At 31.1% G+C, this 12,755-nt stretch carries 12 protein-coding genes and 1 pseudogene; 6 read left to right on the top strand and 7 right to left on the bottom strand.

Annotated features, from left to right (window positions below; genetic code table 11):
- Nucleotides 1-60: 60 nt before the first annotated feature.
- The 6 genes from B4J88_RS12825 to B4J88_RS12800 all read right to left on the bottom strand — a co-directional run bounded on the left by B4J88_RS12825 (nucleotide 61) and on the right by B4J88_RS12800 (nucleotide 5,826).
- Complete coding sequence (locus tag B4J88_RS12825; protein ID WP_291049589.1) at nucleotides 61-360, bottom strand: GIY-YIG nuclease family protein; 300 nt, start codon at nucleotides 358-360, stop codon at nucleotides 61-63.
- Between the two features lie 38 nt (nucleotides 361-398).
- Nucleotides 399-1,586 carry a restriction endonuclease subunit S gene (locus B4J88_RS12820; protein WP_291067790.1) on the bottom strand — a complete coding sequence of 396 codons (1,188 nt, stop codon included), beginning with the start codon at nucleotides 1,584-1,586 and terminating at the stop codon, nucleotides 399-401.
- Nucleotides 1,583-2,611, bottom strand: a complete 1,029-nt coding sequence (locus B4J88_RS12815) for a virulence RhuM family protein (RefSeq protein ID WP_291067789.1) — start codon at nucleotides 2,609-2,611, stop codon at nucleotides 1,583-1,585. Before B4J88_RS12815 ends, B4J88_RS12820 begins: the two co-directional genes overlap by 4 nt.
- Nucleotides 2,608-4,155 carry a type I restriction-modification system subunit M gene (locus B4J88_RS12810; RefSeq protein WP_291067788.1) on the bottom strand — a complete coding sequence of 516 codons (1,548 nt, stop codon included), beginning with the start codon at nucleotides 4,153-4,155 and terminating at the stop codon, nucleotides 2,608-2,610. The genes B4J88_RS12815 and B4J88_RS12810 overlap by 4 nt, the downstream gene beginning before the upstream one ends.
- 137 nt (nucleotides 4,156-4,292) lie before the next feature.
- The gene (locus B4J88_RS12805) at nucleotides 4,293-5,543 is read right to left on the bottom strand and encodes a type II toxin-antitoxin system HipA family toxin (protein ID WP_114999441.1); all 1,251 of its coding nucleotides are present in this window, start codon (nucleotides 5,541-5,543) and stop codon (nucleotides 4,293-4,295) included.
- Between the two features lies 1 nt (nucleotide 5,544).
- Nucleotides 5,545-5,826: a helix-turn-helix domain-containing protein gene (locus tag B4J88_RS12800; protein WP_114999439.1), complete on the bottom strand. Its 282-nt coding sequence runs from the start codon at nucleotides 5,824-5,826 to the stop codon at nucleotides 5,545-5,547.
- Between the two features lie 359 nt (nucleotides 5,827-6,185).
- Between B4J88_RS12800 and B4J88_RS12795 the strand changes: the two are divergent.
- The 3 genes and pseudogenes from B4J88_RS12795 to B4J88_RS12785 all read left to right on the top strand — a co-directional run bounded on the left by B4J88_RS12795 (nucleotide 6,186) and on the right by B4J88_RS12785 (nucleotide 8,744).
- Nucleotides 6,186-7,097, top strand: a pseudogene (locus tag B4J88_RS12795) (IS481 family transposase).
- A 115-nt stretch (nucleotides 7,098-7,212) separates the two neighbouring features.
- The gene (locus B4J88_RS12790) at nucleotides 7,213-7,479 is read left to right on the top strand and encodes a helix-turn-helix transcriptional regulator (protein WP_114999438.1); all 267 of its coding nucleotides are present in this window, start codon (nucleotides 7,213-7,215) and stop codon (nucleotides 7,477-7,479) included.
- 2 nt (nucleotides 7,480-7,481) lie between these two features.
- On the top strand, nucleotides 7,482-8,744 hold the full coding sequence (locus tag B4J88_RS12785) for a type II toxin-antitoxin system HipA family toxin (RefSeq protein WP_291062422.1): 1,263 nt from the start codon (nucleotides 7,482-7,484) through the stop codon (nucleotides 8,742-8,744).
- A gap of 225 nt (nucleotides 8,745-8,969) precedes the next feature.
- On the opposite strand, the gene B4J88_RS15175 is transcribed toward B4J88_RS12785, so the two are convergent.
- Nucleotides 8,970-9,056, bottom strand: a complete 87-nt coding sequence (locus B4J88_RS15175) for a hypothetical protein (protein WP_349679320.1) — start codon at nucleotides 9,054-9,056, stop codon at nucleotides 8,970-8,972.
- A 1,709-nt stretch (nucleotides 9,057-10,765) separates the two neighbouring features.
- Here B4J88_RS15175 and B4J88_RS12780 point away from each other — a divergent pair.
- The 3 genes from B4J88_RS12780 to B4J88_RS12770 are packed head-to-tail and all read left to right on the top strand — an operon-like array spanning nucleotide 10,766 to nucleotide 12,239.
- Nucleotides 10,766-10,972 carry a helix-turn-helix transcriptional regulator gene (locus B4J88_RS12780; RefSeq protein ID WP_114999434.1) on the top strand — a complete coding sequence of 69 codons (207 nt, stop codon included), beginning with the start codon at nucleotides 10,766-10,768 and terminating at the stop codon, nucleotides 10,970-10,972.
- Nucleotides 10,969-11,295, top strand: a complete 327-nt coding sequence (locus B4J88_RS12775; RefSeq protein WP_114999432.1) for a HipA N-terminal domain-containing protein — start codon at nucleotides 10,969-10,971, stop codon at nucleotides 11,293-11,295. The genes B4J88_RS12780 and B4J88_RS12775 overlap by 4 nt, the downstream gene beginning before the upstream one ends.
- Nucleotides 11,292-12,239: a HipA domain-containing protein gene (locus B4J88_RS12770; protein ID WP_280035698.1), complete on the top strand. Its 948-nt coding sequence runs from the start codon at nucleotides 11,292-11,294 to the stop codon at nucleotides 12,237-12,239. The genes B4J88_RS12775 and B4J88_RS12770 overlap by 4 nt, the downstream gene beginning before the upstream one ends.
- Nucleotides 12,240-12,755 lie beyond the last annotated feature (516 nt).

Genomic DNA, 12,755 nt, shown 5'->3' with positions numbered 1-12,755 from the left:
TGAATTGCTTTGCTTGCGTTGTTTGCTGGATTGCTTCGCTTTGCTCGCAATGACGTGGAGTTACCATTCATTAATTTCATCCCATAAGTCAATCCAATTTGGGTTGAGTGTTTCTATTTGTTTTAATTTATTTTTTCGGTTACCTGCTTTTATTCTTTTTTCCTCTGTTATTGCGTCTTCAATTGAATGGAAGCTTTTGTAATAAACTAAGATTGTGCAGTTATATTTTGCCGTAAAAGATTCGGGATTATATTTTGTTTTATGCTCGTATACACGTCTTTTTAGATCGGCTGTTACGCCTGTGTATAGAGTACCGTTTCTTTTGTTTGCCATAATATAGACTACACCTCCTTTTTTCATTTTGGTTTACTGGTTTGGGGTTGCTTTTCTGGATTGCTTCACGTTGTTCGCAATGACGGGAAGCTTAATAACTTTTCTCTGTAATATTCGTATTGTTGGGTTCTTAGTTTAATTTCTTTTGTAATTTCTTCCTCGATAGCTGTATGCGTGGCATCGAATTGATCTAAGAGTTTTACAATGCGTTCTTGTTCTTCTAATGGTGGGATTGGAACCATAAATTTTCTTATATTTTCCATAGTCAAATTTTTCATAGAAGAGTTGGATAAATATTTATTTATCTGATTTCTTACAAAGAAATCTGTCTTAAAATAGTAAAACATAAATGATGGAAGCAATTTTGAATTTTCAAATCTTATTCTTGATACATTGGGTGCTAAGTAATATTTATCATTTTCATTAATCAACGCTATTTCTCCAATAGTACCTACATAAGTAAATAACATATCATTTATATATAATTTACTTCTACTTAGTTTTGTGAACTCACTTCCATCAATATATTTAACATTTGTAAGGTCAAGTGTTCCTTTTACGTTTAATCCCCTCAGAGCGATAATATTTCCCTCATCACTATATTTAATGTGCTTTGTAAATTCATACCCTGCAAGTTTAGTAACATCCGCTACACTGCCTAATTTGTTCCACTCCAATTCCTTACCTTCAAACCTAAACAACTGCTCACGGAAGAACTCAAATTGTTTTTTACGGTTTTGGCGTTCGGTTTCTAATTCGGTTGTTAATTGGTTGGTTAACGAAGTTAATTCATCTAAAACACGAACAATTTCTTGTTGGATTTCAAGAGATTTTTCTGGATTATCTGGACAAGGGATTGGGATTAAAGTGTTTTTAGCATTAGTCCAATGTCTTTTATAACTATATTCTTTATTATAAAAATTAAGGAAGCAATAATAAATATATTTAGGAAAATCCTTTTTTATTTTTAATATCTTAAGACCATCAGCACCTTGAATAAAAGAGAAATTAACATATTTTATATGTTCAGAATGATCACCAAATAGTATGTATTCATCTGCAATTACAGTTTCAAAATTTTCATCTGTATAGCCTGCGATATATTCTTTACCTTGGTCAATAATTGGAGTTTTACCTATAGGTTTATAAATTTCTTTCTTTACCTTACATGGAGCAGTTATCACCTTGATAATATCATTTATGGCTTTCCATTCTACATCAACCCCTTGTAATAACTCTTCTAATTTGCTCATGATTTCCCTCCTTTTTTGTTATTTGCTTTAGCCTGTTTATCGCCTGCTTTAGCTTGTTTTTCTAAGATTGTAATGGTTTTTAGGTATTCACTTTCCACATTGCTAAGGGTTTTGGCTTTGTATTTTTTGTATTCTAAGGTTGCTTTCTCTTTCATTGCAGCATTAGAGATACTCCCTGCATTATCTAAAACTTTGCGTCCTGTCGAATTCAGTATATTATCTAACTCACGGATGTAGTCGTTCATACGCATTGGGCGCTCTTCAATAGCATTTAATTCGGCTAAATCAAAATAGGCTGCTACCAAGTTATTTAATACACGTAATTCTTTTTCTTCTAAAAAATTTTTAGCAATCATCGCTTCAGCTTGTGTAGGCTCATCGCCTTTAAAATTGGTTAATCCAACAAAAGGCTTATCGCTATCTACACGCATATAGATAACTTCGCTTGCAGTATGCCCATGAGCAGCATAATGCAATTTGTTTTGTACAATTTTGAAAAAAGTTACACTTGCATCACTTTTTGGGTCGTAATCGGTTGCTGTAGCGTACAAATCTAATATTTGGCGGTACATTACCTTTTCACTTGAACGGATATCACGAATACGATCTAAAAGTTCTTTCCAATAATTGCCTCCACCAAGATTTTTCATGCGTTCATCATCCATCGTGAACCCTTTTACGATGTATTCTTTCAGCCGATTGGTTGCCCATTGACGAAAGCCTGTAGCAATCTTCGAGTTTATTCTATACCCCAAAGCAATAATCATATCAAGATTGTAATAATCCAGTTCACGAGAAACTTCACGATTACCTTCTATTTGAACTGTTCGGATTTTCCGAACAGTTGCTTCTGCAATCAGTTCTTCTTCTGTAAAAATATTCTTAATATGTTCACTTACTGTTGATTTTGAAGTTTGGTATAATTCAACCAATTGTTTTTGCGTTAACCAAATTGTATCGTCATCCAATTGGACATTAATTTTAGTTTGTCCATCTTCTGCAGTATATAAAATTATTTCACTCATCCTTCGATTTCTTTTACAAGATGATCAATCGCTGCACGTAAAGATGAAATGTTGTTCACAGTTTCAGCTAACTCAGTATTTAACACTTCAATGTCTATCACTTCGCGTGTATCTACCGCTTCTACATACGAACTTACCGAAAGGTTATAATCGTTTTCTTCAATTATCTTATTCTCTATGGTTACTGCAACATGTTTTACATTTTCTTTCGCATCAAACAACTGCATAATCTTCTCGATATGTACATCCTCTAACATATTGTTGTTGGTTACTTTCTTGTAGAAGTCCTCACCTGTCGCATCGATAAATTGTGTTTTGTACTCAGATTTGTGTTTTGATAAAACTAAGATATTTACGCCAATAGAAGTTCCAAAGAATAAATTTGCAGGTAAACTGATTACTGTTTCTACAAAATTTTCTTTTATTAAATATTTTCTGATTTTTTGTTCTGCTCCACCACGGTAGAAAATACCAGGAAAACATACAATGGCTGCACGCCCTTTACTTGATAAATAATTTAAGGCATGTAAGACAAAGGCAAAATCTGCTTTTGATTTTGGTGCTAAAACTCCTGCAGGTGCAAAACGGTCGTCGTTAATTAACGTTGGATCATCTGAACCTACCCAATTTACCGAATAAGGTGGATTAGATACAATGGCATCGAATGGTTTATCGTCGATAAAATGAGGATCGGTTAATGTATCTCCTAATTGGATGTTGAATTTATCGTAATTGACATTGTGCAAAAACATATTCATACGTGCTAAGTTGTAGGTTGTATGATTGATTTCTTGTCCAAAGAATCCATCTTCGATAATGTGGTTATCGAAATGTTTTTTAGCTTGTAATAACAAAGAACCCGAACCAGCAGCAGGATCGTAGATTTTGTTCACCGTAGTTTGTTTGTGCATCGCTAATTGCGCAATCAATTTCGATACATTTTGAGGTGTAAAGAATTCACCTCCAGATTTTCCTGCATTGGCTGCATAGTTAGAAATTAAGAATTCGTAAGCATCCCCAAATAAGTCGATTTGGCTTTCTTCGAAACTACCAAAATTTAACTCGGCAACTCCTTTTAAAATTGCAGCTAAACGTTTGTTTTTATCTTCTACGGTATTTCCTAAACGTGTACTTGTTGTATCGAAATCTGCAAATAATCCTTTGATATCTTGTTCAGACTCGTATCCATTTGCTGAGTTTTCAATATCTGTAAATATCGCCTTTAGATCTGTATTTAAGTTTGAATTTTTGTGTGCTTTATCGACTACATTACAAAACAATTGACTTGGATAAATGAAGTATCCTTTTGTTTTGATGGCGTCATCTTTAATTTCTGGTGTGATGATGTCGTCTGCTAATTTTGCATAGTTTACACTTTCGTCACCACCTTCAATATAATTAGTAAAGTTTTCACTAATAAAACGATAGAATAATGTTCCTAACACAAAGTGTTTGAAATCCCATCCATCTACTGAGCCACGTACTTCGTTGGCAATTTTCCAGATTTTAGCTTGTAGTTCTGCTCTTTGGGCTGTATTTGTCATTGTCTTTATTTCTTTTTAAAGATAAAATTTATCTTTTGTATATTCATTATTGTAAACATTACAATATTAATCCTTTTAAACGCCAAAACAAGACGTTAGTGCTTTTTTGTAATGGTTTTTTATTTTATTAATTGCAACTAATATTTAAAAGCACTTGCCATTAGTTCTTGTTCAGCTCTTGAAATTCCAATTTGTTTAGCGATATCCTGCCAATTCTTAACTACAGAAGTTACTTCATCGATTATTTGATCCATTTCTGTAGTCGTTAATCGAAAATACTCACCAACACTTTTCGCTAATTCAAAATCTAACGCATTATTATCCATATCAATATTCAAGGCTAAACCATCTTTATCAATGGATGGATTTAAATCATAAGCAGGTGATAAAACCCAACCTTCTTTCGTTAAAATAAATCCATGATTTCGTAAATGATCATCAGTATTGGATATCGCAATATTAAAAATGATTCTACGCCATAATTGGGTTAAATTTTCATTGATGTTAGCTCCATTCGATTGGATGAACTCCACAATATCTAAATAACTGGCAGGCTGATTTTTTATGGTTTCTTCGTTATTTCCTGTCATGGTCATTGCCGATGCGAAATGAATTCTATTACTTCCTTCACGATCAAATCGTTTAGTAAAAAAAGTATGATACGGACCATTAATCTTTTCTATTTTACATTCCGACATATTTATCCCTGCTTTTATCGCTAATTGATACGCTAAATATTCCCAACTAGCTTTATCAATAGTGTCATTCTTAGATGGAAATTTAGCAATCCATGGATGTTTATGCTCATCTAAAATATTAGCTTTTGGACGAGCTCCACCCAAAGAAGAACCAGGAGCTATTAATAGTTGTAACCATTTGTTTATCGCTTCATTATCGGTATCATTTTCGTAATGAACGACAGCTTGTTGAAGTTCTCTTACAGTAGACCATGGTGGCGTAGCCTTTTCGGTATCATTATCCAAAAAGTCAGATTTTGGATCTAGTTTAAAACGCAACGCCCCCATACGTGTTTCGTCATAGACACCTAATAAGAAATCAATATCATATAATGTTTTCGCTTTTTCACCTTTTATTTTAGCGAGTTGAGCTTCACGTCTTTTCATTAAGGTACGTCCCCAAGTATCAGGCATACTGTCTAGAAAGAGTCCAAAGTTTTCTTTATCATTAGCAAATTGTGGCCCTGCAAATAAATGTAAATTGGGATCTAACTGATGATGATGTCCAGATTTTAACCATAGATTATCATACGAAAAGCTGAATGCTTTTCGTCCCTTGGCTTGATAGGCCGATAATACGCCCATTAGTATTGGACTTTCTAAATCTTGCCAATCAGCATAAACATATATATCTGTTTTCTGTACTGCCATCCTATAATATCTCTAAATCTTGTAGTTTACGACCAAGTGTGTCGTCTGCTGCTAACTTTAAAAAATCATCTTGTAAGCCTAAAACCCGAAGCACATTGAAATAAGCTCCCATCGCTACACTTGGCTCTCCTTTTTCGATGAGATTTAAAGTGGATCTGGAAATATCTGCTCTTTCAGCGACTTGTACCGCTGTTAATTTGCGACGTTTACGGGCAAGTTTTATTTGCTCACCCATTTGTGATAAGGTATCTTTATAACGAGGTAAAACAATTTGTTTTTTCATAAATGTCCGTTATTTCATACAAATATAATTAAAACGACTGAAATAACGGACATTTTTATATGAATATTCAATTATTTTCTCTTTGCAAAAGGTTATTGAAAACTTGTTATAACTGTTTTGCGGTAAATATTTGAATATTCTCCGCAAGTTATGCGGTGATTAATTTGTTTATCGTTGCACAATTGGTTTACTGAAAGAATTTGAAGACAATATTTACAATCCAAAATCATTTGACCGAAACACTAAAACATAAACAAGTCTTCCACCATTACTTCAAAAAGGAGAAGACACTTTCAAATTGTGGGTACGTCAGATCATCGTAGACTAAATTAGTAAAAAACTAATATAGCCTTATGATTATGAAAAAGACCAAAGAAATCCAAACTTATTTAACTTATATTAAAAAATTACAAGTTCTAAAATATGCTAAAGAATATGGAAATAACACTATAGCTTATAATTTTTATGGTGTTAAAAAGAGTACATTTTATAAATGAAAAAAAGCATATGAAGAACATGGAGAAGAAGGTTTACTCAGAAAGAAACCAACTCCTCATACTTTTCCTAACCAAATTAAGCAAGAGATTGTAAATAAAGTATTAGAACTTCGAAAAGAACATAAATTAGGGACTTGGCGAATTAAATGGTATCTAGAACGTTATCATGATATTTTGATATCGGAATCAAGTGTTTATCGTATTCTAAAGCGTAATAATGTAGGTCGATTAGACAGAAAGGTGACTAGAAGAGCCATGCATAGTATCAAGTATGAAAAAGAAACACCTGGTCATCAGGTACAAGTTGATGTTAAATTTCTGATTTTTCATGATTCAAATGGCACTGAAATCAAACGATTTCAATACACAGCGATTGATGATGCTACACGAATTAGAGCACTTAAAATCTCTGAAAAACATAATCAATTAAGTTCAATTGAATTCATAAATTATGTTGTAGAAAAATTCCCTTTTAGAATTAATACAATTCAAACAGATAATGGACACGAATTTCAATCAAAGTTTCATTGGCATGTTCAAGATTTAGGAATCAGACACCGATTTATAAAAGTGGGTACACCTCAGTTAAATGGGAAAGTTGAACGATCTCATTTGACTGATAAAAAAGAGTTTTATCAACTTTTAAGTTACACAGATGATGTCGATCTAAATCAAAAATTAGAACAATGGGAAAAATTTTATAATTTCGATAGTCCACATGGTTCATTTAAAGGAAAAACACCTTATGGAATACTAAAATCTAAACTAAAATAATTATATTTAAAGCCTACGAAGTCATGAAGTACGACAGGTTTAATACAAACAAAATGTATACATTATTATATATTTTGTCTAAAATTCGTACATTTGATTATTATAATATACATTTATGTTAGATTTCACAACAATAAAAGATGTAAAAAATTCAATTGGTGAATGGTGTAAGAAAATGCGAAAAGCAGAACACTTAACACAACAAGAATTAGCTGATGAATTAGCGCTTTCTCGTTTAACAATTGCTAAACTTGAAAATGGAGAGAATCCTACAATCGAAACTCTTTTGAAAGTATTACAGTATTTTGACGAAATGAAATCAATCAATCAATTCGTTTCAGATAAAATTGAAAATTTAGATAATAATCAATCCATGTATTAATTATGGCAAAGAATCAAATCATTTCAATCAATTTTCATGGAATTGAAATTGGTAAAATTGGTTATGACGAAAACCAAAGGAAATCTTCATTCCAATATAATCCTGATTTTTTGGAGAATAACATCTATAAAAAAATATTTCCTTACGTCATTCGTAGAACACCTAATGTACAAGTGTTTTCTGAATTTGAGGGAGAAACATTTCGTGGTTTACCACCTATGATTGCTGATTCTTTACCTGATTTTTTCGGTAATATTGTCTTTAAGGAATGGCTTGAAGCGACTCAAAAAGACATAAGTTCAATCACTCCTTTAGAACAGCTTACTTACGTAGGAAAAAGAGGTATGGGAGCGATAGAATTTTCACCTGCAAAAGAAATTAGATCCAATCAAACAATTAATGTCGATGAAATTACAGAAGTAGTTAAAAAAGTATTGGATTTAAAAACTTCCACCGAAGAAAAAGGATTAAGTGATATTGCTTTACTGAATATTTTCAAGATTGGAACTTCAGCTGGCGGTGCACGACCTAAAATTTTGGTTTCGGAAAATAAATCTACAGGACATTTAATTCCTGGTGATTTAGAAACTTCTGAAGAATATAATCATTATTTAATCAAGCTTTCGATCGACGAAGATCAAGGCTATTCAAAAGAAAAAATCGAATATATTTATTATCAAATTGCAACTTCCATTGGAATTGAAATGATGCCTTCTAAATTAATTGAAGATAAACATTTTGCAACATTACGATTTGATCGTCAAAATGGACAAAAACAGCATATTTTGACAGCTTCAGGAATGACAGGGTGGGATTTCAAAAAGCCTGAAAATTCGTCTTATGAAAATCTTTTTAAACTAGCCTTTGATTTGAAACTTTCGCACAAAAATATTCAGCAATTATTTAAACGAATGGCTTTTAATCTTGTTTTTTTTAATATTGATGACCATTTAAAGAATTTCTCATTCATTTATGATACAGAAAAAGACCGTTGGAATTTAGCTCCTGCCTATGATTTAACCTATCCGTTAGATGCTTTAAAAAACTATCTTCGAATTTCAAGAGCGATGTCTATTAATGGAAAACGAACTGAAATTAATCGAACTGATTTACTGAAAATAGCTGATTTATTCACGATTAAAGATGCTAACGGAATTATTGATGAAGTCGTACAATCGACTAATCAATTCAGAATCCTATGTCAAAAACAAAATATTCCTGAAAAAGTGATTGATAAAATTGAATCTGAGTTTTTAATGTTTTAATTAAGAATAGCATGATACTAAATACAATTCGTTCAAGAGGATTTTGAATATCTTCAAAGAAAGACTCAGTTAATTTATATTGATAAGGGTTTTTGCTATTGAAGATTTTTATATTAATAGAAGATTTGCAGTTTTATGTAAGCAAATTTTGATAGCTGGTTATGCAAATAAAAAGTACAGTAAAATTTAAGCTACATTTTTGTAAACATTATTTAAGTTATTAAATTATTCAATTGTTTTGTAATTCAATGAGCTGTGTCTTCTTTTTCTGTTGTACCAAATATCAATGTATTGAAATATTTCGCTTTCCATTTGTTTTATGAAAATCTGTACGTTGTCAAAATGATTTGGACACCTCTTTCTAAAAATTAAGAGAGTGTTTGGTTTATAAATTTATTATTTTTTCTTTCGAACACACTTTAGATCCTTTGTTCGTAATTCTGAACAATTTAACTAAAATTCGTCATTTCGATACTAAATCGTCGGATTTTTAATTTCTTTTTCAATATTCAAGTTTTAAATTTACTTTTAATAAGGAATTAAAAAAACGTCATTGCTGAAGAGTCGAGTGTCAATTCGGCGTAGCGAACGTTAAAAATGATTTACTGTTCGCATTTTATATGTGAATGATTTAAAGCATTTAGTGAGTAGCCGTTATTGACCGATTTGTAGGCACAGACTTGACGTTTTTGGTTCGTTTTTGCGTCAAGGTAAAAATGAATGAAGGTAGTTTTGAAAAACGAGAATAATCTTTCTATCACTTTTTTATTCATAGCTTATCTATTTTAATTATAGGTATTCAGATGCCCTTCGGGAAAGTTCATCAAAAAAAACATTTGAAATTAAGAGGAGGAGCCATGGAATGGCTCAGGTAATTCAACTAACTAAATTATCTCCATAAAGTTGGCAACTCGCTTCACTCAGACACTCCAACTTTTTTATTCCAATAATTTAGAGTTAAATTGCATTTCGATTCTAAATCGTCGGATTTTTCTAATCCTTTTTTCTAATTCAGATTCGTTATCACTTTTATCAACGGATTTTAGAGTCGACTTACGATTTGCAGACGAGCTTCAATCCATTGAAACAAGCGTAAAAAAGATTAGTGAGCGATAGCGAATCATTTAATCTTTTTAGTGCGTAAAATGGTAATTGAACGTCGAAAATCGCAGTCTTGATTTTTTGATTACTTTTTGATCAAGCAAAAAGTAATAAATAAAGAACTACTAATTATTCTCTTATTCACGTAATTATGTTCAGATCCTCAACTCGTTGTTAATTTGAGGTATCGAGAAATCTATTACTTTCATTTTTTTATTCATAGCTTATCTATTTTAATTATAGGTATTCATATGCCCTTCGGGGAATAGTCAAAAAAACTAACGAAAAAAGACTTGGCTGTAAAACTCTCTACTAAATATGTTCTCATTTCTCTAAAGATTTTAAAAACCCTACGGGCTAAAACCTTTTAAACGCTCCATTCAACCATTTTCTTAACGTGTGTGTTTTAATACCGTTTTCGTCATTCTTTTCCAATATTCAAATTCGCTTTTAGTATGGTCACTGAGGTTTTAGAAGGAAAAAATCAAACATGCGAAGGGAATAGATCGTAAAAATGTGGCTTCGTGAACCTCAGCCACCAAGAAAAACCTGTTCCTAGGCTCTCGAAGGGAAAAGATCAAACTATCAAGAAGAAAAGGTTTTCAGTATGGTTAAAATTTAGTTTATATCCATTTGTTATACGTCTTAATTAAAATTCGTCAGTTCGAGTGATTTTTCGAAATAATAATGAAGAAAAATTGTATCGAGAATAGAATTTTATCTTCAAAAAATTCAGCCACCAAAAGATCGTTCCCTGAGTTCTAAAAAGGAAAATATCGTAAAAGTGTGACTTCGAGAACCTCAGCCACAAAGAAATAATCGTACCCTAAAAGGTATAATACTTACGTTTAAATAAATATTATACCTTTTTGGGTATAAAATAAAAATTATGACTATATTTATACCTCAAAGGGTATAATATGAATCAATCAATTGCAGAATTTATCAAACAAAAAAGAAAAAGATTAAAACTTACACAACCTGAATTGGCTGAGAGAGCTGGAGTTGGTTTAAGATTTATTCGTGAACTAGAACAAGGAAAACCTTCTGTAAGGTTAGATAAAGTTAATCAAGTTTTAGCTTTATTTGGTTCTGAAGTTGGTGTAATTGATAAAATTGAGCAATGAGAAAAGGTTTAGTCTATTATAAAAATCTATTTGCAGGAACAATTTCTGAAAATGAAAATGGTTATATTTTTAAATACGATCAAGAATATTTGAATAATTTGGAATCGAAACCAATTAGTTTAATGCTTCCAAAACAACAAGATTCGTATGAAAGTAAAATTTTATTTCCTTTTTTTGATGGATTAATACCAGAAGGTTGGCTTTTGAATATTGCAGTAAAAAATTGGAAATTAAATTCTAAAGATCGTTTTGGTTTATTATTAACCCTTTGCAAAGATTGTATTGGAGCTGTTTCTATCATTTCAAATAATGAAGAATTATGATAAAATGCCTTAGTTGTTACAAAGAATTAGCAGAAAATGAAACTGATTTTCATTCTAAATGTTCTAAAAAAATATTTGGTTCAACTACTCCTCCACTAATTGAATTTGATAGTAAACAATTAGAAGAATTAGCAAAAGAGTTGATTGTAAAAAGTGTTGCAGTTACAGGTGTACAGCCAAAATTATCTTTAAATCTTATAAGCGATATAAATAAACAATCAAGATTTACAATTGTTGATCTTGAAGGAAATTATATTTTAAAACCTGCTTCAAAAGAATATATCGACTTACCCGAAAATGAAGACTTAACCATGCATTTAGCGGAATTGGTAAAAATAAAAACAGCAACACACACACTTATTCGGCTTAATTCAGGTGAATTGGCTTATTTAACAAAGCGATTTGATCGAAAAAATGAAGATAAAATTGCTGTTGAAGACTTTTGTCAATTGACTGAAAATTTAACGGAACATAAATATCGAGGTTCAATAGAAAAAATCGGAAAATTAATCTATCAACTAACTAAAAATAGTGGATTTGAAGCTCAAAAATTATTTGAAATTGTTTTATTTAATTATTTGACTGCAAATGCTGATATGCATCTTAAAAACTATTCATTAATCGAAAATGATTTCAATGAATACGAATTATCTCCAGCTTACGATTTATTGAATACGCTGTTATTAATTCCCAATGATAAGGAAGAATCTGCATTAACAATTAATGGTAAAAAAAATAGATTAAAAATAGAAGATTTCAATCAGTTAGCGAAAACATTAAAAATACCTAATAAATCAGTAGAATCTATTTACAAAAGATTCATCAAAATTAAACTAAAATGGATCGATTTTGTGGAGATTAGTTTCTTAAATAAGGATACTAAACAAGCGTATATTGAAACATTGAACACTAGATTTAATAAATTGTTTAGTTCTAATAATTAGAGCAAGTATGACTTCAAGAACCTCAGCCACCAAGAAAAATCTGTTCCTAGGCTCTCGAAGGGAAAAGAGCAAACTCTCGAGAAGAAAAGATCGTAAAATGTGACTTCGAGAACCTCAGCCACCAAGAAATCGTTCCCTGAGCATTCTAAATGCAGTATCTTTCTATCACTTTTTTATTCATAGCTTAATCTATTTTAATTATAGATATTCATTTGAAACAATTAATAACTCATGAATAAAAAATGAATGAATATAGTTTTTCAAAATCCTTTTTCTAATTCAAATTCGTTGTCACTTTTAACAACAAATTTTGTCATTCTGATTTCTATGACACAACCACGTTATTTTTATAAATATTTTGATTTTTAATTAGTGCATAACTCCTGTGAATTATTTTATTTCTGACTGCGTTTACGACCGACATTTTATTTTTCCCTTCTTCTACTTTTCGATGATACTAAATAGCCAAGTTATTATCTAAACGATTAGCACTCATTTGATCCAAATGCAATAGTT

Origin of the sequence: Empedobacter sp. UBA5036 (assembly GCF_002415215.1) — a bacterium.
Classification (GTDB): Bacteria; Bacteroidota; Bacteroidia; order Flavobacteriales; family Weeksellaceae; genus Empedobacter; species Empedobacter falsenii_B.
This window is presented reverse-complemented; position numbering and strand designations above follow the sequence as displayed.